This window comes from Streptomyces thermodiastaticus (assembly GCF_014656135.1).
Taxonomy (GTDB): Bacteria; Actinomycetota; Actinomycetes; order Streptomycetales; family Streptomycetaceae; genus Streptomyces; species Streptomyces thermodiastaticus.
On the sequence record NZ_BNBV01000028.1, the window covers coordinates 41,655 to 64,362 of the forward strand.

22 protein-coding genes and 1 pseudogene are annotated in these 22,708 nt (G+C 73.2%); 10 read left to right on the plus strand and 13 right to left on the minus strand.

Features of this window, described 5'->3' with window-relative positions; translation table 11 throughout:
- Window positions 1-48: 48 nt before the first annotated feature.
- Both IE286_RS22090 and IE286_RS22095 read left to right on the plus strand, forming a co-directional pair.
- Window positions 49-681, plus strand: coding sequence for a TetR/AcrR family transcriptional regulator (locus IE286_RS22090; protein ID WP_189798508.1), 633 nt, complete (start codon window positions 49-51; stop codon window positions 679-681).
- A 33-nt stretch (window positions 682-714) separates the two neighbouring features.
- A complete protein-coding gene (locus IE286_RS22095; RefSeq protein WP_189798509.1) occupies window positions 715-1,446 on the plus strand; it encodes a Mut7-C RNAse domain-containing protein in 732 nt (243 codons plus the stop codon).
- Between the two features lie 99 nt (window positions 1,447-1,545).
- Here the strand turns inward: IE286_RS22095 and IE286_RS22100 are convergent, their stop codons facing one another.
- The 3 genes from IE286_RS22100 to mca form a co-directional block, all read right to left on the minus strand.
- The gene (locus IE286_RS22100; protein ID WP_189798510.1) at window positions 1,546-3,579 is read right to left on the minus strand and encodes a thioredoxin domain-containing protein; all 2,034 of its coding nucleotides are present in this window, start codon (window positions 3,577-3,579) and stop codon (window positions 1,546-1,548) included.
- A gap of 534 nt (window positions 3,580-4,113) precedes the next feature.
- The gene (locus IE286_RS22105; RefSeq protein ID WP_189798511.1) at window positions 4,114-4,362 is read right to left on the minus strand and encodes a hypothetical protein; all 249 of its coding nucleotides are present in this window, start codon (window positions 4,360-4,362) and stop codon (window positions 4,114-4,116) included.
- Between the two features lie 6 nt (window positions 4,363-4,368).
- Entirely contained in the window at window positions 4,369-5,247 is an 879-nt protein-coding gene (gene mca, locus IE286_RS22110; RefSeq protein ID WP_189798512.1) for a mycothiol conjugate amidase Mca, read from the minus strand.
- A 202-nt stretch (window positions 5,248-5,449) separates the two neighbouring features.
- On the opposite strand from mca, the gene IE286_RS22115 reads away from it, so the two are divergent.
- Together IE286_RS22115 and greA are read left to right on the plus strand one after the other, a co-directional pair.
- Window positions 5,450-5,848, plus strand: a complete 399-nt coding sequence (locus IE286_RS22115; RefSeq protein ID WP_189798513.1) for a DUF4307 domain-containing protein — start codon at window positions 5,450-5,452, stop codon at window positions 5,846-5,848.
- Window positions 5,849-6,052: 204 nt separating this feature from the next.
- On the plus strand, window positions 6,053-6,553 hold the full coding sequence (gene greA, locus IE286_RS22120; RefSeq protein WP_189798514.1) for a transcription elongation factor GreA: 501 nt from the start codon (window positions 6,053-6,055) through the stop codon (window positions 6,551-6,553).
- Between the two features lie 246 nt (window positions 6,554-6,799).
- Here the strand turns inward: greA and ilvA are convergent, their stop codons facing one another.
- Complete coding sequence (gene ilvA, locus IE286_RS22125) at window positions 6,800-8,029, minus strand: threonine ammonia-lyase (protein ID WP_189798515.1); 1,230 nt, start codon at window positions 8,027-8,029, stop codon at window positions 6,800-6,802.
- A 161-nt stretch (window positions 8,030-8,190) separates the two neighbouring features.
- Between ilvA and IE286_RS22130 the strand changes: the two are divergent.
- From IE286_RS22130 to IE286_RS22140, 3 genes and pseudogenes are all read left to right on the plus strand, one after another.
- Window positions 8,191-8,679 (plus strand): annotated as a pseudogene (locus IE286_RS22130) (MarR family winged helix-turn-helix transcriptional regulator); the annotation flags it as partial.
- A 318-nt stretch (window positions 8,680-8,997) separates the two neighbouring features.
- Window positions 8,998-9,501 (plus strand): sigma factor-like helix-turn-helix DNA-binding protein, encoded by a 504-nt coding sequence (locus IE286_RS22135; protein WP_189798516.1) that lies wholly within the window; start codon window positions 8,998-9,000, stop codon window positions 9,499-9,501.
- Between the two features lie 63 nt (window positions 9,502-9,564).
- Complete coding sequence (locus IE286_RS22140) at window positions 9,565-9,813, plus strand: hypothetical protein (protein ID WP_189798517.1); 249 nt, start codon at window positions 9,565-9,567, stop codon at window positions 9,811-9,813.
- 172 nt (window positions 9,814-9,985) lie between these two features.
- On the opposite strand, the gene IE286_RS22145 is transcribed toward IE286_RS22140, so the two are convergent.
- The 3 genes from IE286_RS22145 to IE286_RS22155 all read right to left on the minus strand — a co-directional run bounded on the left by IE286_RS22145 (window position 9,986) and on the right by IE286_RS22155 (window position 11,984).
- Window positions 9,986-10,402, minus strand: coding sequence for a hypothetical protein (locus tag IE286_RS22145; RefSeq protein ID WP_189798518.1), 417 nt, complete (start codon window positions 10,400-10,402; stop codon window positions 9,986-9,988).
- A gap of 287 nt (window positions 10,403-10,689) precedes the next feature.
- Window positions 10,690-11,550: an NmrA family NAD(P)-binding protein gene (locus IE286_RS22150; protein ID WP_189798519.1), complete on the minus strand. Its 861-nt coding sequence runs from the start codon at window positions 11,548-11,550 to the stop codon at window positions 10,690-10,692.
- Window positions 11,547-11,984, minus strand: a complete 438-nt coding sequence (locus tag IE286_RS22155) for a nuclear transport factor 2 family protein (RefSeq protein WP_229863342.1) — start codon at window positions 11,982-11,984, stop codon at window positions 11,547-11,549. The genes IE286_RS22150 and IE286_RS22155 overlap by 4 nt, the downstream gene beginning before the upstream one ends.
- Before the next feature lie 86 nt (window positions 11,985-12,070).
- Here IE286_RS22155 and IE286_RS22160 point away from each other — a divergent pair, with 86 nt between their 5' ends.
- Window positions 12,071-12,658, plus strand: a complete 588-nt coding sequence (locus IE286_RS22160) for a TetR/AcrR family transcriptional regulator (protein ID WP_189798521.1) — start codon at window positions 12,071-12,073, stop codon at window positions 12,656-12,658.
- A 313-nt stretch (window positions 12,659-12,971) separates the two neighbouring features.
- Here IE286_RS22160 and IE286_RS22165 read toward each other — a convergent pair whose 3' ends face one another.
- On the minus strand, window positions 12,972-14,129 hold the full coding sequence (locus IE286_RS22165) for a cystathionine gamma-synthase (protein ID WP_189798522.1): 1,158 nt from the start codon (window positions 14,127-14,129) through the stop codon (window positions 12,972-12,974).
- Window positions 14,130-14,372: 243 nt separating this feature from the next.
- Here IE286_RS22165 and IE286_RS22170 point away from each other — a divergent pair, with 243 nt between their 5' ends.
- Window positions 14,373-15,491 (plus strand): hypothetical protein, encoded by a 1,119-nt coding sequence (locus IE286_RS22170; RefSeq protein ID WP_189798523.1) that lies wholly within the window; start codon window positions 14,373-14,375, stop codon window positions 15,489-15,491.
- Between the two features lie 118 nt (window positions 15,492-15,609).
- On the opposite strand, the gene IE286_RS22175 is transcribed toward IE286_RS22170, so the two are convergent.
- The 4 genes from IE286_RS22175 to IE286_RS22190 form a co-directional block, all read right to left on the minus strand.
- Window positions 15,610-16,269 (minus strand): response regulator, encoded by a 660-nt coding sequence (locus IE286_RS22175; protein WP_189798537.1) that lies wholly within the window; start codon window positions 16,267-16,269, stop codon window positions 15,610-15,612.
- Window positions 16,270-16,448: 179 nt separating this feature from the next.
- Window positions 16,449-17,633, minus strand: a complete 1,185-nt coding sequence (locus IE286_RS22180; RefSeq protein WP_229863349.1) for a sensor histidine kinase — start codon at window positions 17,631-17,633, stop codon at window positions 16,449-16,451.
- Window positions 17,630-18,466, minus strand: coding sequence for a CPBP family intramembrane glutamic endopeptidase (locus IE286_RS22185; RefSeq protein WP_189798524.1), 837 nt, complete (start codon window positions 18,464-18,466; stop codon window positions 17,630-17,632). Before IE286_RS22185 ends, IE286_RS22180 begins: the two co-directional genes overlap by 4 nt.
- Window positions 18,467-18,781: 315 nt before the next feature.
- Complete coding sequence (locus IE286_RS22190) at window positions 18,782-19,822, minus strand: NAD(P)-dependent alcohol dehydrogenase (RefSeq protein ID WP_189798525.1); 1,041 nt, start codon at window positions 19,820-19,822, stop codon at window positions 18,782-18,784.
- A gap of 189 nt (window positions 19,823-20,011) precedes the next feature.
- Here IE286_RS22190 and IE286_RS22195 point away from each other — a divergent pair, with 189 nt between their 5' ends.
- Window positions 20,012-20,953 carry a helix-turn-helix domain-containing protein gene (locus IE286_RS22195; RefSeq protein ID WP_189798526.1) on the plus strand — a complete coding sequence of 314 codons (942 nt, stop codon included), beginning with the start codon at window positions 20,012-20,014 and terminating at the stop codon, window positions 20,951-20,953.
- 245 nt (window positions 20,954-21,198) lie between these two features.
- On the opposite strand, the gene IE286_RS22200 is transcribed toward IE286_RS22195, so the two are convergent.
- Window positions 21,199-22,443: a L,D-transpeptidase gene (locus tag IE286_RS22200; RefSeq protein WP_189798527.1), complete on the minus strand. Its 1,245-nt coding sequence runs from the start codon at window positions 22,441-22,443 to the stop codon at window positions 21,199-21,201.
- Between the last annotated feature and the right edge of the window lie 265 nt (window positions 22,444-22,708).

Below are 22,708 nucleotides of genomic sequence, written 5' to 3' on the forward strand. Positions count from 1 at the left end.
GGTCGTCCGCGCATGGCCGCCCGCCGGAAGATCGCCGACAATGAGCCCATGACGGCCGCACGTTCCTCCCTCTCCCCCGCCGACCGGCCCGCGCTCGGCCTGCGGGAACGCAAGAAGATCCAGACCCGGGAGGCGATCCGCTCCGCGGCCTGGACGCTCATCCGGGAGCAGGGCTATCACGCCACGACGATCGGGCAGATAGCCGACCGGGCCGAGGTGTCGCCGTCGACCGTGTGCCGTTACTTTCCCGCCAAGGAGGACATCGTCCTCCCCGACACCGGCGGCTCCGCACCGGCTCACCAGGTGCGCGACCGGCCCGCCGGCGAACCCTTCACCGACTCCCTGCGCCGCGTCCTGTGCACGGCGCTCGGCCTGGGTGCCGACGACGACCCGGAGGCGGCGCGGATGCGGACCCGGCTGATGGCCCAGGTGCCCGCGGTCCGCTCCCGGATGCTGGAGATCATGGCGGCCGTCGGCCGCACGCTCTGCGGCACGATCGCCGAACGCACCGGCCGCCGCCGGGACGACCTGGAGGTGCGGGTATGGGCCATGTCCCTCGTCGGCGGTCTGATGGAGACCGCCCTGTACTGGGCCGAGCACGACCACGGCGACGACCTCACCGGCCTGGTCGACCGCGCCCTGGCCGCCCTGGAACAGGGTCTGCCGCCGGACATCGCCTGAGGCATCGGGGCCGGTGCGTGCCATGCTGGCCGGGTGAACGGTCCGGAGATCCACATCGAGTTCGCCCCCGCCCTGCATCTGTTCGTCGACCACACCCGGCGGCGCGGCGCCACACCCGTCGTGACCGACGGAGCCTCCTCCCTCGGGCATGTCGTGGAGTCCCTCGGCGTGCCGCTGACCGAGGTCGGCGGTCTGGCCGTGGACGGACGCGACGTCCCCGCCTCGCACGTCCCAAGGGCCGAGGAGCGGGTGCAGGTGCGCGCCGTCGAACGCCCCCAGCACGTGCCCGGGGCCCCGCTGCGCTTCCTGCTCGACGTGCACCTGGGAACCCTCGCCCGCCGGCTGCGGCTGCTCGGCGTGGACACGGCCTATGAGTCCACGGACATCGGCGACGCGGCCCTCGCGGCCCGCTCGGCCGCCGAGAAGCGGGTGCTGCTCAGCCGCGACCGCGGTCTGCTGCGCCGCCGCGAACTGTGGGCGGGCGCCTTCGTCTACAGCACCCGCCCCGACGACCAGCTCCGCGACGTCCTCGACCGCTTCCGCCCCGAGCTGCGGCCCTGGACCCGCTGCAGCGCCTGCAACGGCCTGCTGCGGCAGGCCACCAAGGACGAGGTGGCCGACCAGCTGGAGCACGGCACCCGGCGCACCTACGACGTGTTCGCCCAGTGCCGCGAGTGCGGCCGCGCCTACTGGAAGGGCGCCCACCACGACCAGCTGCAGGCGATCGTGGACGAGGCGATGAGCATACGGGCGCAGCTGGGGTGAGCCGCGGCAGCCCGGCCGGGACGGCGCGGCCGCGCGCCGCGCGTGCCATGGTGCGGCCGCGCGCCGTGGCGCCGCGGCGCGCCGCGTGGCCCGGCCGGCTCAGCCGCTCAGTGCCGCGCGCAGCCGTTCCGGGTCGGTCGTCGGGGCGTCGCAGGTGAAGTCGCGGCACACGTACGCGGCCGGCTCGCCGTCCACCAGCGGGCGGCCGCCGAGCAGCGGGAACTCGTCGCTGCCCGCGGTGCCGTAGGCGACCACCGCCCCGGGCGCCCCGCCCAGCAGCGCCGCGCGGTGCAGGGCGCGGGCGGCGTCGTCCTGCGGGGACCGGCCGACGACCGCCACCTCGCGCGGCCCGTCCAGCAGGGCCTCGGCCACGGCCAGCCCCCAGCCGATGAAGCGCGGCACGCGTGGGCCCAGCGCCCGCACCACGCCCAGCGCCTTCTCCGCCGCGCTGCGGTGGGCCTCGGACCCGGTGTGCGCGGCGTAGGACAGCAGGGCGCCCGCCGCGGCCGTCCAGCCGGACGGGGTGGCGTTGTCGGTGGGGTCCTGCGGGCGGCGGATGAGCCGCTCCGCGTCGGCGGCCGTGTCGTACAGGGCGCCGGAGTCCGGGTCGGTGAACCGGGTGAGGACGTGGTCGAGGAGCAGCCCGGCGAAGTCCAGCCAGACCCCCTCCCCGGTGACCGAGGCGAGTGCGAGGAAGCCCTCGGCGACGTCGCCGTAGTCCTCCAGGACGCCCGCGGTGGCGCCGGCGCGGCCGTCCTTGCTGGTGCGGACCAGCCCGGCGTGCTCGTCCATGTGCAGCCGCACCAGCAGATCGGCGGCGCCGGCCGCGGTTTCGACCAGGTCGGGGCGGTCGAAGTAGGCGCCGGTCTCGGCGAGCGCGGCGATCGCCAGGCCGTTCCAGGCGGCGATCACCTTGTCGTCCCGGGCGGGCGCGGGCCGCCCGGCGCGCGCGGCCAGCAGCCGGCGCCGCACGGACTCGATCCGCTCCGCGTCGAACACCCCGTTGGTCTGCGGCAGCTGGAGCACGGACGCGCCGCGTTCGAAGGTGCCCTCCTCGGTCACCCCGAAGTAGGCGGCGGCCAGTTCCGCGTCCTCGGGACCGAGGACCTCGCGCAGCTGCTCGGGCGTCCACACGTAGTACGCGCCCTCCACGTGCCGCCCGGTGCCGTCGTCGCTGTCGGCGTCCAGCGCCGAGGCGAACCCGCCCTGCTCGGTGCGCAGCTCCCGCACCATGAAGTCGGCCGTCTCTAGCGCGACCCGGCGTGCGAGGCCGGAGCCGGTGGCGCGCCACAGGTGGGCGTAGACCCGGCACAGCAGCGCGTTGTCGTAAAGCATCTTCTCGAAGTGCGGCACCGCCCAGTCGCGGTCCACGGAGTAGCGGGCGAAGCCGCCGCCGAGCTGGTCGTAGATGCCGCCGCGGGCCATCCGCTCGCAGGTGTCCCGCACCATCTGCAGGGCGCCCTCGCTTCCGGTGCGGGCGTGGTGGCGCAGCAGGAACTCCAGCACCATGGACGGCGGGAACTTCGGCGCGCCGCCGAATCCGCCGCGCTTCGGGTCGTACTCCCGGGTGAGCCCGAGCAGCGCCTGGCCAAGCTCCTCTGGGCCGGGGGCCGCCGCGTCACCGACGGCGATCTCGCGCCGCGCCAGGTCCTGCACGATCTTTCCGGCGACCTCGGCGACCTCCTCGCGCCGGGTCTCCCAGGCCTGCCGGACGCCCCGCAGCACCTGCGGGAAGGAGGGCATGCCGTGGCGGGGCTCCGGGGGGAAGTAGGTGCCGAAGTAGAACGGTTCGGCGTCCGGGGTCAGGAACACGGTCATCGGCCATCCGCCCTGCCCGGTGGCCGCCTGCACGGCCTCCATGTAGACGGCGTCGACGTCCGGGCGTTCCTCGCGGTCGACCTTGATGCTGACGAAGTGCTCGTTGAGGTAGGCGGCGGTGGCCTCGTCCTCGAAGGACTCGTGGGCCATCACGTGGCACCAGTGGCAGCTGGAGTATCCGACGCTGAGCAGCACGGGCCGGTCCGTTCTGCGGGCCTCGTCGAACGCCTGAGCCGACCAGGGCCACCAGTCCACCGGGTTGTCCGCGTGCTGGAGGAGGTACGGGGACGTCTCGTGCGCCAGTCGGTTCGGCATACCCCCATCCTGCCTCACCCGTCCGGGCCGGGCACGGACCGTGACGGGACCGGACGGGCCCGGCTCTCGTCGTCACCTCGCCGTGCCCGGGCTCCCTCGGCGTCTTCGCCTCGCCGTGCTCCGGCTCCCTCGGCGTCTCACCGTGCCCAGGGATGTGCGCATCACCGGTGATCACCGCCCGTCGCCCTCGTCCGCCGGCCTGTGCGGGGGAGCGCGGATGAGCCTGGAGGAAGGCCGGCGGGCCGGGCGTCCGGGCGGCTGGGCGCGGACGCCGGTCCCGCGAGGTGACGGGCGGAGTACGCCTGGGAGGCTGCCCACGGGCGTGCGGGCGCAGCCCGACGAGGCCCGTGGCCCCGGGCTGCGCCCGGCGGCGCGGAACCGCGGGCCCGTAGCGGGCGGCCGGAACTCGCCGGGACGGCCACCGCCGCCTGAGGAAGGGTGGCCGGCAGCCCCCGGCGTCACCGGCCGGGTGCCGGTGGGGACGGCCGCCCTGCAGGGCGGGCCGTCCTGCGCGAGCGGAGCCCAGCCCCTGGCTCAGCCCTTGGACGGCTGGGCGGCGCCGCCGCTTCGCGGCTCAGGGTCCGTCTCGGACTCCTGGGACTCCTTGAAGTCGATGCGGCCCATGTGCCGGTTCATGGACTTCATCAGGCCCCACACCGCCAGGGCCAGCACCGCGAAGACGATGAAGCCGAGGATGCCGGGGGTGACCTTTTTCTCGTCGACGTCGGCCAGAGTCACCAGCTGGGTCATGGCCAGGCTCGCGCTTGCGCTCATGTCAGGCATTGTCCCTCAGCGCCAGCGGATGCCCGCAAAGAGGTCGTCCTCCGGCAGCGAGGTGTCGACGAGGGACTTGGCCAGCTCGTACTCCTCGGTCGGCCAGACCTCCTTCTGGATCTCCATCGGCACACGGAACCAGCCACCGTCGGGGTCGATCTGCGTGGCGTGGGCGAGCAGCGCCTTGTCGCGGATCTCGAAGAAGTCGGCGCAGGGGATGTGCGTGGTCAGGTTGCGCTCCGTGCGGCCGGACTTCTTCCAGCGCTCGAGCCACTCGCCGTAGGGCGACTCCAGGCCGCGGTCGATCATCGCCTGGTGCAGCGCCTCGGTGCGGGGACGGTTGAAGCCCTGGTTGTAGTACAGCTTCAGCGGCTGGTACACCGGCCCGTAGGTGTCCTCCGGGTACTTCTCGGCGTCCGCCGCACCGTCGAACGCCACCATCGTGATCTTGTGGGTCATGATGTGGTCGGGGTGCGGGTAGCCGCCGTTCTCGTCGTAGGTGGTGATCACCTGCGGGCGGAAGGAGCGGATCCGGCGCACCAGCTCGCCGGCCGCCTTGTCGACGTCCTCCAGGGCGAAGCAGCCCTCCGGCAGCGGCGGCAGCGGGTCGCCCTCGGGCAGGCCGGAGTCGACGAAGCCGAGCCAGTCCTGCTTCACGCCGAGGATCTGACGGGCCTCCTCCATCTCCTTGCGGCGCACCGCGTGGATGTTCTCCTCGATGTACCTGTCGCCCTGGAGCTTGGGGTTGAGGATGGAGCCGCGCTCTCCGCCCGTGCAGGTCACGACCAGCACGTCCACCCCCTCGGACACGTACTTCGCCATGGTGGCCGCGCCCTTGCTCGACTCGTCGTCGGGGTGCGCGTGCACGGCCATCAGTCGCAGCTGCTCAGTCAAGGCTCATCCTCATCGGTCAAGTCGGTGCCCGTCGGTCAGGCGGGCATCAGCGGTGCCGTCCTGGTGCCTCGTCTCTCCGGGGCGGCGGTGGAGCGGCGGGCTGGGGCTTCTATAGTGACCGAATCGGAGGGCGAATCATTCCGGAGTACCCCTTCCGGGAGCCCCGCGGGACACGCGTCCCGCACCGGCCGAGAGGACGATCATGAGTACGGTGAGCACCCGGCTCCCCGAGGGCCGCTACGGCCGCTCCACGGACGAGCGTGCCGACCACAAACTCAAGATCGCCGCCGTCGTCCTGGGTGCGGTCCTGCTGGCCCTGGTCGGCTATCTCGCCTGGGAACACGTCGGCCAGAGCAAGATCAGCGCGCAGGTCGTCTCGTTCCAGACCTCCGACGACGCGGTGCGGATCCATCTGGAGGTCCACAAGGACGCCGACGCCCACGGCTACTGCACGCTGCGCTCGCGGGCGGCCGACGGGACCGAGGTGGGCCGGGCGGACTTCCACTTCGACGAGCACGCCACGCGGATCGACCGGACCGTCACCCTGCGTACGACGTCCCGGGGGACCACCGGGGAGCTGCTCGGCTGCCACGCCGACTGACCGGCCGGCCGGCGCGCCGCACGACAGGACGGTCCCGCCAGTCGAATATGGGGCCGCTGACCTGCGTCGACGCCGTTCCGACGGCCCTGTGTCCTCCCTCTTGCCGCAGTCAATTGTTAGGCTCGTGGTTTCGCCCATCCCTGAGGGAACATTCTTCATGGGTAGGGCGAAGCTTGGAATTCCCAGAAGCGACGAGGAGCACCTGTGACCCAGACCAGCGAGAACGTCACCTGGCTGACCCAGGAGGCGTACAACAAGCTCAAGGAGGAGCTTGAGTACCTTACTGGTCCTGCGCGCACGGAGATCGCCGCCAAGATCGCGGCCGCGCGCGAGGAGGGCGACCTGCGCGAGAACGGCGGGTACCACGCGGCCAAGGAGGAGCAGGGCAAGCAAGAGCTCCGCGTGCGCCAGCTGACCCAGCTCCTCGAGAACGCGAAGGTCGGCGAGGCCCCGGCCTCCGCGGACGGCACGGTCTCCCCCGGCATGGTCGTCACGGTCGCCTTCGACGGCGACGAGGACGACACGCTGACCTTCCTGCTGGCCTCCCGCGAGTACGCCAGCGACGACGTCGAGACGTACTCGCCGCAGTCGCCGCTGGGCTCCGGGGTGCTCGGCCGCAAGGTGGGCGAGGACGCGGAGTACGAGCTGCCGAACGGCAAGAAGGCCTCGGTGCGCATCCTCAAGGCGGAGCCGTACACGGGCTGAGGCACGCGGGCCGCGTCCCGTCTGCCGCCGCCGGTCCCGCCGGCTTCTTCTTCCACGAGGCCTCCGGCCGCCCGTCCACGGCGCGCCGGGGGCCTCGTCGTGCTGTCCGCCCGCCCGGCGCCCCCGCCCGGGCCGGCCGGGGGCCGGCCTCGGCCGGCGGCCCGGCGGTGCCCGCGGACCAGGACCAGGACCTTCTTCCCCTGCGGCTGTGCCGCCGGTCAGTCTTCCCCGCGGCTGTGCCGCCGGTCAGTCGAGCACCGTGTGTCCCGCGTCCCGCAGCGCCCGGACGACCTCGGCGCAGTGGTCCGGTCCCTTGGTCTCCAGGTGCAGCTCCACCTCCGCCTCGGTGAGGCCGAGCCGCGGGTCGGTGCGGGCGTGGCTGACGTCGAGGACGTTGGCGTCGGCCGCCGAGACCACGCCGAGCAGCGTGGCCAGCGCGCCCGGCCGGTCGGTCAGGCGCAGCCGTACGGCCAGGTAGCGGCCCTGCGCGGCCATGCCGTGCCGCAGCACCCGCTGCAGCAGCACGGGATCGACGTTGCCCCCGGACAGCACGGCCACCGCCGGTCCGCGGACGGTACACCGTCCGCCCAGCAGCGCGGCGACCGGGGCGGCGCCGGCCGGTTCCACCACCAGCTTGGCCCGCTCCAGGCACAGCAGCAGCGCCGCGGACAGCTCGTCCTCGCCGACCGTGCACACCTCGTCCACCAGGTCGCGGACGATCCCGAACGGCACGTCGCCGGGCCGGCCGACCCGGATGCCGTCGGCCATGGTCGTCGGACGGTCGATCACCACCGGCCGCCCGGAGGCCAGCGACGGCGGATACGCCGCGGAACCGTCCGCCTGCACACCGACGATCCGCACCTCGGGCCGCAGCGACTTCACCGCGACCGCGATGCCGGCCGCCAGCCCGCCGCCGCCCACCCCGACGACGACGGTGCCCACCTCGGGGCACTGCTCCAGGATCTCCAGCCCGACGGTGCCCTGTCCGGCGATGATGTCCGGGTGGTCGAAGGGGTGGATGAACACGGCACCGGTCTGGGCCGCGTACTCCTGGGCGGCGGCCAGCGTCTCGTCGACCACCTGGCCGTGCAGCCGCACCTCGGCGCCGTAGTCCCGGGTCGCGCCGATCTTCGGCAGCGGCGCGCCCTTCGGCATGAACACGGTGGCGTGCACCCCGAGCAGCGACGCCGCCAGCGCGACGCCCTGCGCGTGGTTGCCCGCGCTGGCCGCCACGACCCCGGCCGCCCGCTCCTCCGGCAGCAGCCCGGCGATGCGGACGTAGGCGCCGCGCAGCTTGAACGATCCGGTCCGCTGCAGGTTCTCGCACTTGAGGTGCACCGGGACACCCGCCAGCCGGGACAGGTGCCTGCTGCCTTCCATCGGGGTGACCCGGGCCACGCCCGACAGCATCTTCTGGGCGCCGCGTACGTCGTCCAGGGTGACGGGCGACTGGGGGCCGGACGTGCCGTAGTTCATGTCTCCAGTCTCGCAGTTGCCTATCTCACCGGCCGGGTGCGGCCGTCCGGGAGGACGGGATCGCGCAGCGCCGGTACCGTCCGCGGCCGGGCCGCGTACTCTGTCCCCCAACCCGACAGCCGCGCAGAAGTGAGCCACCGGCCATGCCCACAACACCAGACATGTCGATGGACATGACGACCGAAGGTGACCCCGGTCTTCTCGACACCCTGCAGCACGAGGTCGCGGTGTTCGCCCGCCGTGCGGAACAGACCCGGCTCGGCGGCGTCGGCCAGGTGCGCAACTCCATGGACCGCGCCGCCTACCTTCTGCTCCACCGGCTCGACCGGGAAGGCCCGATGGGCGTCAAGGCGCTCGCGGCCGGCATGGGCATCGACTCCTCCACGGTCACCCGACAGGTGGCTCCGCTGGTCGACTCCGGATTGGTCACGCGCACCTCCCACCCCGAGGACGGGCGGGCCGTGGTGCTGCAGCTGTCGCCGCGCGGGCTGTCCCGCCTGAAGGAGGTGCGTTCCTCCCGGCGCGCCCTGATGGCCGAGCTGACCCGGGACTGGACGCAGGAGGAGCGCGAGACCTTCTGCTCCCTGCTGACCCGCTTCAACCACGCCCTCTCCGCGCGTCAGAGCGCCCAGAGCGGCACCGTCCCGCAGCCGGGGACGGCGGGCGGCAACAGAGCGAAGGGCCAGGGCGCGCCGTCGGGACCGGGCGATGCGAAGGGACCGGGCACACCGCCGGGACCGGGCACACCGCCGGGACCGGACGCCGCACCGGCGTCCTGACGCTCCGTGCCCCTGCCGCGCCCGTGCCGTCGCACCGCGTGCGCCGTCCGGGGCAGGAGCCGCCTGCGCGGCTCTTGACCGGCGGGGCACGCCTGGCCTGATATGAGACCCGGACCCCTGGCCCGCGGACCGACGTCCGCCGGCCTGCCAGGTCCGGGTTTCTCATGATCGCCCTGGGCGGGAGGCGCGGTGCGGGAACGGCAGGCGCCCCACGGCACGCACCGCGACCGGGAGTTCGAGGCGTTCGTCGCGGGCGCGGCCGGCCGGCTGCTGCACACCGCGACCCTGCTGACAGCGGAGGACCCGCAGCACAATCCGGGCGCGTGCCGCCTGCTGACCCTGGCGCTCGCGGAGACGTACGCCGGCTGGGACCGGCTGCGCGGCGACGACCCCTATGACCGTACCCGCCAGTGCCTGGCCGGCCGCTTCGCCCGCGAGGCCTGGCACCGGTACGGCCCGCTGGGCCGCACCCGCCGCCGTCCGCCCGGTGTGCTGGCCGCCCTCGCCCCGCACGAACGCCTCGTCCTGGTGCTGCGGCTCCACGAGGGCGTCGCCGAGGAACAGACGGCGGCCCTGCTCGGGCTGCCGGCCGAACGCGTCCGTGTGCTGTGCGACCGCGCGGTCTCCCGGCTCACCCACCCTGCCCGGCGGCCCGCTGCGGCCGTGGGCGGATCCGGGGCGGTCGCTTCGTGACCGGCGCGCGGCGGCCGCGAGCGGGCGGTGGGAGGCAGAGGCGGGCGTGAGGGGGAGGCCGGCATGAACCGGGCGGAGCAGGAGGCGGCCGCACGGCGGATCCTGGCGCAGGACCCGCCGCCGGTACCGGCCGGGCTGTACGCCGACGCGCTGCGCCGCGGCACCCGCATGCTGCGCCGCCGCACACTGGCCCGGCGCGCCCTGTGGCTGCTGCTGCTCGCCGCGGCCGTCGCCTTCACCGTGTGGGCACTGACGGTACGGCCCTGGGTGCAGCCGCCGTCGCAGACGACTCCGCCGGTGACGGGGTGGTGAGGGGAACGCCGGTGAGCGCACCGGACATGGGGGGCTGCTCTGCTGCGCCGCGCGGTCGCGAGGCCGGCCCCGGGCCACGCATCACGAGGCAGGCGCGGGCGGCGGGCCGCGAGCCGTCGGAGAAGCGCACCGAAGGCCGCGACCGCAAAGAGGCGCGGGCGGAAGAACGGGTTCAGCGCGGTCCGGGCTCGGTGGTCGACAGCCAGCGCTGTACGCCCTCGATCAGTGTCCGGCTGTTGTCGAGGGCGGCGTAGAGTCCCGTCGCGGCATTGACGCCCGGGCTCTGGTGGAGCACGACGCCGAGGATCAGCCGCTTGTGTCCGCCGCGGTCGACGCCGGTGGCCGCCCACATCAGGGCTCCCCCGGCAGGGGTGCTGGACCCGGTCTTGATGCCGATCACACCGGAGGTGCCCAGCAGGGTGCTGGTGTTGGGCAGTGCGCCCGATCCGTCGGGCTTCTCGACGCTGCGCTGGGCGACGATGGACCGGAACACGTTGTTCCGCATGACCTGACGCGCCAGCTTGAGCTGGTCGGCGGAGGTGCTGGTGGGCGTGCCCCGCCGGTGCAGCCGGTGCGTCGGCCGGTGCATCGGCATCCGGACGGCCCGGGCCACTCCCGGGTGGTGGAGGTGCCGTCGGTACCGGCCGGGGCACCCTGCGGGCGGGCGGCGCGGGGAGCCCGGCGCGATCCGTACGGGAGGCGTCAGCCGCGCGGCAGCTCCTGGCACCGAGCCCGCCGCGGGTACCGGCCGGGCTGTACGCCGAGGCGGCGCGCCGGCGGGCAGGCCCGTCTCCGTAGGCATCGGCGTGAGACGGCGGGTGGGCGTACGGCCGGGTCCGGCCGGGAGCCGTCCCTCGGGCCCTGCCGTCGCGTGGGTCAGGACGGCGACGTCCGTCGCTCCGCGTGGGCCTGTTCCGCGTGGGCCCGGAAGGTGCGAGGCGGCCGGCCGGTGAGGCGGTGGACGGTGTCCGTGACGCGGTCCTCCGCCCCTGCGGCGATCTCACGGTCCAGGCCCGCCAGGATCGCGGCGAACTCCGCCGGCATCCCGGCCGCCAGGCGGTCCCGCAACTCCTCGCAGGACAGGCGCTGGTGGACGACCCGGCGGCCGGTGACCTCCGTGATCGTGGCGGCGATGTCGTCGTAGCTCAGCGCCTCGGGGCCGGTGAGGATCAGGTCGGTGTCGGGGGACCGGCTGTCCGTCAGGGCACGGACGGCGACGGCGGCTATGTCGTCGGCGTCGATGAAGGCGACCCGGCCGTCGCCGGTGGCGGACCGGATGACGCCCTCGTCGCGGATGCTGCGGGCGTGTACGTGGTCGCCGGTGAAGTTCTGCATGAACCATGACGGCCGCAGCACCGCCCACTGCCCGAACAGGCCGGGCAGTGCCTCGTGCACCGCTCCCACCGCCGGGCCGCCCGCAGGAACGGCCGAGGAGCTCAGCAGTACGGCGCGCTGCACGCCCGCGGCGCGGGCCCGGTGCAGGAACGGCAGCATGACCACCGCCGGGTCGGGGTCGCCGACGGGCGGGACGAGGTACACGCGATCGGCACCGTCCAGGGCGGCCTCGTGGGTCGCGGGGTCGTACCAGTCGAAGGCGACCGGTTCGGCACCGGCGACCGGGGCGGCCCGACGGCTCGCGGCTCTGACGCGGTGCCCCGCAGCCGTCAGGCCCGCGACCGTGCGGCTGCCCGTGGTGCCCGTGGCGCCGGTGACCAGAGTGGTGCGTACGGCGGTCATCGGCCGCTCCCTGCGAAGTCGGCGCCGGGCGCCTGGACGACGAGGGGGTTCCAGTAGTCACGGTAGGAGGCGATGCGCCCGTTCCGCACCGTCATGACGACGATGTACGTCATGTCGAAGGGGGCGTCCGTCCGCACCAGTCGCTCCACGCCGCGCATCTCGGCCACGACGGTGTGCGGGTCGTCGGTCCGGTGGATGCGCAGGCCGGGGAAGTCGTGCAGGTCGATGTGCTCGGGATGGTGCCGCATGGAGGCGGCGACGGCCTCCTTGCCCTCCAGGCGGCGGGACCGGCCGTCGGGGGCGAAGGGGAACTCCGCGACGCCGTCTGCGGCCCAGAGGTCCACCCACGCGGGGATGTCCTTGGCGAGCAGCAGGCGCAGGCTGTGGCGGAAGAGGTCCGCCGGGGAAGCAGGCGGGGACGTCGGTGCGGGCACGGGCACCCTCCAGTTCATACAATCGGACCGGCGGTCCGCTTCTGACGATACGGACCGCCGGTCCGCTTGGCAAACGAAGGAGCAGCATGCCGGAACGCAGGTCCCGCAAGGACGCCGTCCGTAACCGGGAGGCTGTGCTCGCCGCCGCAGACGCCCTCTTCTCCCGGCGGGAGAGTCCTGAGGACGTCACCATGGCGGACGTGGCGGCGGCGGCCGGCGTCGGCAAGGGCACGCTGTTCCGCGCCTTCGGCGACCGGGCGGGTCTGCTGCGCGCGCTGTACGCGGCACGGCTGGCGTCGATGCGGGAGGCCGTCGAGTCGGGCCCGCCGCCTCTGGGACCCGCGACACCGCCGCGGGAGCGCGTGCCCGCCCTGCTCGACGCGGTGCTGTGCTTCAAACTCGACAACCGGCCCCTCGCGCTCGCCCTGGAGGGAAGCGGGAACGGCAGCCCCTACCGGGCGGAGCACTACGCGTGGTGGCACGGCCTGCTGCGGACCGTCCTGGAACAGATTCCCGGCCTGGCCGAGCCCGGTTTCACCGCCCACGCCCTGCTCGCCGCCACACGGGCCGACCTCGTCGAGCATCTGGCGGGCAAGGAGTGCCTTTCGAGGCAGCAGCTGCGGGCACAGCTGAAGGAGTTCAGCGTGCGGGCCCTGTCCTCCGCCTCGCGCTGACCCGGGTCGGGGTCCGGCGGACCGGGTCGTCCCGCCCGCCCGGCGCCGGGTCACCGGCTGCCCGCGCGCCGCCCGCATCCTGCCGCCGCTGGGCGGCCGCGCCGTGTACCGGGTGAGGCCCGGCCGTGTATCAGCCGGTGCGCAGGCCGGTGCACCGGCGTCCGGACGGCCCGGGCGACGCCCAGGTGGTCGGAGGTGCCGCCGCTGCGGCCGGGGCGCCCCGCGGGCGGGCGGCGCAGGGACCCCGGCGTGTCCGGCTCGTCCGACGCGTCCGGCACGTCCGGCACGTCTGGCGGCGTTCCGGCGGGAGGCGTCAGCCGGCCAGCGCCTGCCGCAGGTCCTCCAGCAGGTCGTCGACGTTCTCGATGCCGACGGACAGGCGCACCAGGTCGGCGGGCACCTCCAGCGGGGAGCCGGCCGCGGAGGCGTGGGTCATGCGGCCGGGGTGCTCGATCAGGGACTCCACACCGCCGAGGGACTCACCGAGGGTGAACACCTGGGCGCGGTTGCAGACCTCGACGGCCGCCTCCTCGCCGCCCTCGACCTGGAAGGAGACCATGCCGCCGAACGCCCGCATCTGCTTGGCGGCCACCTCGTGCCCGGGGTGCTCGGGCAGGCCCGGGTAGAGCACGCGCGTGACGCGCGGGTGCCGGGAGAGCATGTCGGCGACCTTGGCGGCGTTCTCGCTGTGCCGCTCCATGCGCACCGCGAGGGTCTTGGTGCCGCGCAGCACCAGCCAGGAGTCGAAGGGCCCGGCGACGGCACCCATGGCGTTCTGGTGAAAGGCCAGCTCCTCGCCCAGCGCGTCGTCGTTGGTGATCAGCGCTCCGCCGACCACGTCGGAGTGGCCGCCCATGTACTTCGTCAGGGAGTGCACCACCACGTCCGCGCCGAGCGCGAGCGGCTGCTGCAGGTACGGGGTGGCGAAGGTGTTGTCGACGACGAGCTTCGCGCCCGCGTCACGGGCGACCTGAGCGACGGCGGCGATGTCGGTGATGCCGAGCAGCGGGTTGGAGGGGGTCTCCACCCACACGGCCTTGGTGCGCGGGGTGAGGGCGGCCCGGACGGCGGCGGGGTCGCTGGTGTCGGCCACCGACCACTCCACGCCCCACCGGGAGACCACGCGGGAGAACAGCCGGAAGGTGCCGCCGTAGGCATCGTTCGGGATGACCACGTGGTCACCCGGGGAGAGCAGCGTACGCAACAGGCAGTCCTCGGCCGCCAGTCCGGACGCGAAGGCGAGGCCCCGGCGACCGCCCTCCAGGGCGGCGAGGTTCTCCTCCAGGGCGGTGCGGGTCGGGTTGGCGCTGCGGCTGTACTCGTAGCCGTTGCGCAGGCCGCCCACGCCGTCCTGCTTGTAGGTCGAGACCTGGTAGATCGGCGGGACGACGGCCCCGGTGAGGGGGTCGGCGGTGTTGCCCGCGTGGATCGCGAGGGTCTCGAAGTGCTGACTGATGTGCCTGTCGCTCATGGGGCCGAGCGTAATGCGCCGAGGAGCGTGGTGCGGACGACGGCACGGGCGGCCGCCGCCGGGCACCGCCGGACGGGTAGGTCACGGCGCGGGCCGGGGCGGGCCGGGGCGGTCCGGGGCGGAAGGTGCGGGTGGTGGTCCGCACGCCGCGCGGGGCCGGTGTCCACAGGTGCGGCCGGCCGGTTTTCCACAGGCATGGCGGCAGGTTGGCCAAGTCTTGGCAGGGTCTGGTTCGCTTGAGGCATGGAGATTGTGTGGGCCTTGGCGGCGCTGGCCCTGCTGGGCGTGGTGCTGCTTCCGATCCTCAGGCGCAGGCGGGGCGTCATCGAGCAGGTGCCGCCGGGGCATCCGGACGCGGCGGACCCGGCGGCCTACGGGTTCGTGCCCGAGGAGGAGCTGGACGTGCGCATGCCCGGCCCCGACCAGGATCTGCTGGACGTGCTGGACCTGGTGCAGCGCACCCAGGACTACCGGGCGGCGGCCCAGCTCCTGGCGGGCACGGAGAAGGAGGGCGAGCTGCGCTGGCAGCGCGTGCAGGCGTTCGCGGGCGCGGCGGCGCTGGAGCTGCAGCAGCGGCCGGGCGGGGTCCACGAGACACCGGGCGGCCAGTGGCTGCGTGTGTGGCGTGCCGAGGCGCCGAAGGACCCGGGTGCCGCGGCGGTGCAGGCGGAGTTCCTCGTCCAGCAGGCGTGGCGGACGTCGACCCCGGGGACGGACGAGTTCCGGATCATCATGGAGGAGGCCCGGGAGACCTGCGGTCAGGCGGCGCTGCTGGCGCCGGGCGACCCGGTTCCGTACATCATCGAGCTGGCGGTGGCGCGTGGCCTGGGCTACTCGCGGCCGGAGTTCGAGCAGCTGTGGCTGAAGATCCTCGACCGTGCTCCGCACCACATGGGTGCGCATCTGGCGGCCCTGCACTACTGGTGCGAGAAGTGGCACGGCTCCCGTGAGCTGGCGATGGAGTTCGCGCAGGCGGCGGCTGCCCGTGCCCCGCGGGGCTCCCTGCTGGCGGCGTTGCCGCTGTTCGCGGTGTTCGAGCATCTGCCCGAGGTGAACCTCGTCCGCGGCTTCTACCACAGCGAGGTGGTCACCAAGGCGATCCACGGTGCCCTGCACGCGGTGCACTCGGCCCGTGCCGACGACCCGGTGCTGGCGCACGTCCGCCATCTGCTGGTCTTCTTCCTGGTCCGCTCCGAGCGCTGGGGGGAGGCCATGCAGCAGCTCGTCCATGTCGACGGCCATGTGGGTGCGCTGCCGTGGACGCTCTCCACGGATCCGGCGGCGGAGTTCGCCGTCTACCGGGCGCTGGCGGTGGCGGGCTACGAGGCCAACGGCGGAAGCCCGGCGACGCTGCAGCGCTGAGGCGTCTTCGGCGGCTGTGCCCCGGGGGCGCCGGGGCGCCCGGCCGGGGAGGGGGGCGTGCGCCGCGGTGCCCGCGGGGCGCGGCCCGGGGGCGAGACGCCCTGTGCGGGACCGCTGCTCAGACCGCGAGGCCGTGGCGGTAGGCGTAGATGACCGCTTGGACGCGGTCGCGCAGGTTCAGCTTGGTGAGGATGCGGGAGACGAAGGTCTTCACGGTCTCCTGGCTGATCACCAGAGCAGCGGCGATCTCGCTGTTGGACATGCCGTCCGCGATCAGGCGCAGGACCTCCAGCTCGCGGGTGGTGAGCGGGATGTCGTCCGGGGCGGACTCGACGGGGCGGATGCGGGTGGCGAACCGGCCGACGAGGCGGCGGGTCACCTCGGGGTCCAGCAGGGCCGCACCGCTGGCCACGGTCCGGATGCCGTGCAGGAGCTGGGACGGGGGCGCGTCCTTGAGCAGGAAACCGCTGGCCCCGGCGCGCAGCGCCTCGTAGACGTACTCGTCGAGGTTGAACGTCGTCACGACGAGCACCTTGACCGGATGCCGCACCCCGGCGCCCGCCAGGCGGCGCGTGGCCTCGATGCCGTCGAGGACGGGCATGCGGACGTCCATCACGACGACGTCCGGCCGCAGCGTTCCGGCGAGCTCAACCGCGTTCGAGCCGTCGCCGCACTCGCCGACGACCTCCATGTCGGGCTGCGCGTCGATGATCGTCACCAGTCCGGTGCGGATCAGCATCTGGTCGTCGCACACCAGAACCCGGATCGGGGCGGTCACGACAGGATCCCCCTCCCTGGCGTCCTCGGGCGTCGCGACGAGCTGCCCGGCGTGGCCGGCCGTCCTGACGAGCCGCCCGGCCTCCTCGTACGGCACGACAGGCTACCCGCCGCTCCGGCACCTCACGACAGCCCCCCGGCCTCACCGGCCGTGCTCGGGACGGGGGCTGACGGACCGTCTCACCGGTGCTCGTCGTGCGCCGGTATCCGCGCCCGCACCAGGAAACCGCCTCCTGCCAGCGGCCCGGCGTCGAACTCACCGCCGAGGACGGCGACCCGCTCGCGCAGTCCGGCCAGTCCCCGTCCGCTGCCGCCCGGGGACCTGTCGCGGCCGGAGCCGTCCGTGGCGACCTCCACCTCGATCTCCCGCGCGCCGTGCTTCACCTGCACCGACGTCCTGCTGCCGTGCGCGTACTTCAGGGCGTTGGTCAGGGCCTCCTGCACCACCCGGTACGCCACCAGGTCCGCGCTGCCGGCCGTCTCGGGCGCGGTGCCCTCCTGGGTGAACTCCACCGGCTGCCCGGCCCGGCGGATCTGCTCGACGAGCGCGAGGAGCCCGCCGACGGCCGGTTCCCTGCTCTCGCCGCCCCGGTGGTCGGGGTTGAGCAGGTCGAGCAGATGCCGCAGGTCGGTGATGGCCCGCCGTCCGGTGTCGGAGACGGCAGCCAGTGTCTGTTCGAGCCGCTCGGGCGAGCCGGTCATGTAGCGGGCCGCCTCGGCCTGGACGACCATCGCGGTCACGTGGTGGGTGACCACGTCGTGCAGTTCCCGGGCGATCCGGGTGCGTTCGGTGGTCCGGGTGTCCTCGGCGACACGACGGCGCCGTTCGGCCTCGGCGATCCGGCCGGCGCGCAGCCAGCCCCCCGCGACCCAGGCGACGGCGACGGTCACGTAGAAGGTCACGTACTCGCCGACCGGCTCGCCGGCGCCCTTGCCGTTCAGGGCCAGGGCCAGGCCGACGAAGAAGACGGTGGCCAGCAGCGGCACCGTCCTGCGGTACCGCTGCAGGTGGCAGCCCGCGCTCAGCAGGGCGACCAGCAGTGCCGGGCCCGCGGCCGTGTGGTAGCCGAGCAGCTGGTCGGCGGCGAAGCCGGCCAGCACCAGGGCGAGGCAGCCCGCCGGCCACCGCCGGCGCAGCGCGAGCGGGAGGCATTCCAGCGCGATGACCGCCACGCCGCCGGCGTCGAGGGAGCGGTCCGGGACGTAGCCGAGCTGGGTGCCGTGCCGCTGGAACGCCGGCAGCAGCGACAGAACGAGGAAGAGGAGGCCGAGAGGGAGGTCCTGCACCGTGACGTCGAGCCCGCGCCACCGCGCCGTGACCCGCCGGAGACCGGCCGGCACCGGGATCCGCCGGAGACTGATCACCGGGCGAGTGTAGCGGGCTCGGTCTCCCGGACGGCGCGGCCGCGACGGGGCATCAGGTGGCCGCGGCGGCGGGCCAGCAGCAGGAAGGCGATCGTCACCAGGACGCAGAACACGACGGAGTACATGCTGGCCTCGGGGCCGAAGTCGCCGCCGGTGAGCAGCTCCGGGCCGGAGGTGGAGGACTTCAGCAGACCGTTGTTGCTGCCGTTGCCGGAGACCTCGGTGCTGAAGATGCCGGCCTCGGCGAAGTTCCAGCCGAAGTGCAGTCCGATGGGCACCCACAGGGTGCGGGTGGCGATGTAGGCGGCGCCGAGCATGCCGCCGGCCTCGATGGCGATGGCGAGGGCACCCCAGACGGTCGCGTGCTCGTTGGTCAGGTGCATCGCACCGAACAGCAGGCCGGTCAGCACCAGCGAGATCCAGGTGCCCAGGCGGCGTTCGGCGAGCCGGAACAGCACACCGCGGAACATCAGTTCCTCCGTGACGGCGGCGGCCGCCATGAACCCGATCTGGCCCACCGCGCCGCTGACCGAGCCCCGTCCCTCCACCGTGTAGTCACCGAGCCAGTAGAGGTTGACGATGACGGAGCCGAACGCGGCGACACCGATCAGCAGGCCGCGGAGGACGGCCGGCACCGCGCCCCGCCCCTGCAGTTCGGTGACCGGACGGCTCTCGGTGCGGCCGACGACCCAGCGGTAGGCGAGCACCGAGAGGACGGCGACCACCAGGCCCAGCGCGAGCGTGGCATAGGGGTTGTCGTCCAGCAGGTTGACGGCCTGGCCGCCGGCCGCGGCGATGACCACCACGGCCAGGATCTGCCACACCAGTTTCATGACGGCTCCTCGCATGTCGTGTCGGCGGCGTCGCTGCGACGCCCTCACGGCGGACGCCGCGAGCCGGCAGGAAACGCTACGGAGAAGACCGCTGAAGATCGTCACCACTGAGTGGACATCTGCGTGTAGCTCTTGCGGGGGACAACCGGTCCTCACGGAGGACCCCGGCCGACCGCGGAGGACCCCGGCCGCCCGCGCCACGGCCGGAAGACGCCGCAGGCCCCGGCGCGCGGTGCGCCGGGGCCTGCGAGGCCCAGGGCCCGGTCCCCCGGTCCCAATCTCGGCCGGGAACAGAGCGGCCTGGACGGGACGGGATCAGATCGTCGAGGTGTCGATCACGAACCGGTAGCGGACGTCGCTGGCCAGGACCCGGTCGTAGGCCTCGTTGATCTGGTCGGCACGGATCAGCTCGATCTCGGCGCCGATGTTGTGCTCGGCGCAGAAGTCGAGCATCTCCTGGGTCTCGGCGATACCGCCGATCGCGGAACCGGCGAGGGTCTTGCGGCCGCCGATCACCGAGAACAGGTTCAGCGAGACGGGCTCCTCGGGGGCGCCCACGTTCACCAGCGCGCCGTCCACCCTCAGCAGCGACAGCAGCGCACCGAAGTCCATCGGCGCGGAGACGGTGGAGACGATCAGGTCGAAGGTGCCGGCCAGCTCCTCGAAGGTCTTCGGGTCGCTGGTGGCGTGGTAGTGGTCGGCGCCCAGCTTCAGGCCGTCGTCCTTCTTGCGCAGGGACTGCGAGAGAACCGTCACCTCCGCGCCCATCGCGTGCGCAAGCTTCACGGCCATGTGGCCGAGGCCGCCGAGTCCGACGATCGCGACCTTCTTGCCGGGGCCGGCGTTCCAGTGCTTCAGCGGGGAGTACGTGGTGATGCCGGCGCACAGCAGCGGCGCGGCAACGTCGAGCGGCAGGCTGTCCGGGATGCGGACGACGAAGGCCTCGTCGACGACGACCTTCTCGGAGTAGCCGCCGTAGGTGGGCTGCCCGTCCTTGCCGATGCCGTTGTAGGTGGGGATGTTGCCCTTGACGCAGTACTGCTCCTCACCCCTGAGGCAGTACTCGCACTCGCGGCAGGAGTCCACCATGCAGCCGACGCCCACTCGGTCGCCGACCTTGAACTTCGTCACCTCCGCGCCGACCTCGGAGACGACGCCGGCGATCTCGTGGCCCGGGACCATGGGGAAGATCGACTCGCCCCAGCCCTCGTTGACCTGGTGGATGTCGGAGTGGCAGATGCCCGCGTATTTGATGTCGATCAGTACGTCGTGCGGCCCCACTGCACGGCGCTCGATGGTGGTGCGCTCCAGCGGCGCCTTGGCGGCAGGGGCAGCATAGGCGGCGACTGTGGTCATGCCGGGGATCTCCCAATCGGTAGAGGCAGGCCCGGTCACCTTCCGGCCGGGCACCTTCTCCAGCATGCCCGACCTCCGGATGCCATCCGCACGTCCCGGCTACGCCCGCTGTGCCTACTACTGGCGAGGTCAGGCTGCGGAGAGCGGGATACCGGACGGCGGGGCGCCGGGCGCCGGATACTGGGAGTCATGGACGCACAGCCACGGCACCAGCACCGCACACCGTCCGAGTCCGCCGCGGCTGCCGGGACGGAGGCCGCGGCCGGGCTGGACCGGCGCGCGGAGCTGAGCGAGTTCCTGCGCACCCGGCGGGCCCGCCTGCAGCCGGAGGACGTGGGCCTGACACGCTACGGGCGGCAGCGCCGGGTGCCGGGGCTGCGCCGTGAGGAGCTGGCCCAGCTGGCCGGTGTGTCGGTGGCGTACTACACCCGCCTGGAACAGGGCAACGGGCGCAACGTCTCCGCGGAGGTCCTCGACTCCATCGCCCGCGCGCTGCGGCTGACCGACGCCGAGCACGCCCACCTGATCCATCTGGCCCGGCCCAAGCACAAGGCGAAGCAGACCGCCCGCACCCAGCAGGTGCGGGCCTCGCTGCGGCAGCTGCTGGACACGCTGGACGGCGTCCCGGCGTACGTCGTCGGACGGCGTGCCGAGGTGCTGGCCTGGAACCGGATGGCCGCCGCCGTGTTCGGCGACTGGGCGAAGCTGCCGGAGGCGGAGCGCAACTGGGCGCGGATGATCTTCCTCAGGCCGGAGTACCGCGATCTGTTCGTCGAGTGGGAGCAGAAGGCGATCGACGTCGTGTGCTCCCTGCGCATGGAGGCCGGCTGCTACCCGGAGGATCCGCGGCTGTCCGCGCTGGTGGGCGAGCTGTCGGTGAAGAGCGAGGACTTCCGCCGGCTGTGGGCCGCCCATGACGTCAAGGAGAAGAGCCACGGCGTCAAACGGCTGCACCACCCGCTGGCCGGGGAGATGTCGCTGATGTACGAGTCCTTCAAGCTCGTCGGCGACACCGACCAGACCATGGTCGTCTACCACGCCGAACCCGGATCGCCCTCGGCGGAGGCGCTGCGGCTGCTCGCCAGCTGGGGCACGGACGCGACCATGGCGGGCTCGGTGTCCTCCTCCTGACAGCCGCGCGGCCCGGCTGTGGCGCTCGCGCGGCCGGACGGATCCGCACCAGGACGAGGACCCGCTCGGAGACCAGGACCCCTCGGACAGGAACACGCCGGTGCCGCCCCCTTCCGGGGGTGGCACCGGCGTGTGCGCCGTGGTGCGGGAACGGTGACGTGGCGCGGCACCGCGGGCGCCGGGCCCAAGGCCACGGGAGAAGGTCCGCCGCCCCTGCCGGGCCCGGACGGGGGCGGCGGACCGGCTCAGATCGCGGAGCCGGCCTTCCACTCCGCCCAGCTCATGTTCCAGCCGTTGAGGCCGTTGTCGGGCTGGACGGTCTTGTCGCCGGTGTTCTCCACGACCACGACGTCACCGATCATCGAGTGGTTGTAGAACCACGCGGCCGGCGTGCTGGAGTCGCCCGCGCCCTTGACGTCGCGCAGGCCCACGCAGCCGTGGCTGGTGTTGACGTTGCCGAAGACGGACGGCGCGCCCCAGTAGTTGCCGTGGATGAAGGTGCCCGACGTGGTCAGGCGCATGGCGTGCGGCACGTCCTTGATGTCGTACTCGCCCTTGCCGTCGGAGTCGGTGAAGCCGACCGTCGCACCGTTCATCCGGGTCTGCTCGAACTTCTCCGAGATCACCATCTGGCCCTCGTAGGTGGTGTGCTCGGGGGCGCCCGCGGAGATCGGGATGGTCTTGATGGTCCTGCCGTCCTGCGTGACCTTCATCTGCTTGGTCTTGGCGTCGACGTACGAGACCTGGTTGCGGCCGATGTGGAAGGTGACCGTCTTCTGCTGGACGCCGTAGATGCCGGGCGCGCCCTGGACGCCGTCGAGCGCCAGCTTCAGCGTGACGGTGGAGCCCTCCTTCCAGTAGTGCTCGGGCCGGAAGTCCAGACGGTTGGACCCGAACCAGTGGCCGACGACCTCCTGCCCGCTGGAGGAGGTGACGGTGATGCCCTTCTGGACGGCCGCCTTGTTGGTGATGGCCTTGTCGAAGTTGATCGACACCGGCATGCCCACTCCGACGGTGGTGTTGTTGTCCGGGGTGAAGGTGCCGATGAAGCTGTGCGCCGGGGCGACCGTGGTGAAGGACGCGTTCTCGTGCGCGGCGCGGCCCTTCGCGTCCGTGGCGGTCGCCGAGACCTTGTAGGTGGTGGCCCGCTCCAGCTGGACGCTGGGCTTCCAGCTCGTCTTGTCGGCCGATATCTGCCCGGTGACGGCCTCGCCGTCGGCCGTGGTCATGGTGACGTTCGTCAGGGTGCCCTTGGTCACCGTGACCGCGGCGGAGTTGTTGATGGAGGCGTTGTCGGAGCCGTCCGCCGGCGTGATCTTTATCTGGGCGTCGGACGTCTCCTGGGCGGCGGCCTTGTCGGCCTGCGCCTGGGAACCGGCGTCACCGTCCTTCCCGTCCGTGTCCCCACCGGAACAGGCCGAGAGCACCAGTACACCGCCGAGCAGTGCGGACGCGGCCGCCAGGGCCCTGCGCCGCCTACTGTTCGTCATCACACGCTTCTCCAAAGTTGCCGAATCCCCGAGAGCCCGAGCACCGCCGTGGCGAATCATCAAACGTAACGACCGCTTCGTCCAGTTCCCCAGGCCGTTCGCTGTGGGCCTTGCCACGTCCGGCGCACCGGACGGAGCGGGGCGGACCGGGCGGGCGGTCTGCGCTCCGCTCGCCATCATCCTCGCCCGGCGTCCCGGGCGGCGCACCGGGCCGCCCTTTGCGCACGCTCGCCCGCGCTGGGCCGGGCAGGTGTGTTCCGGACGG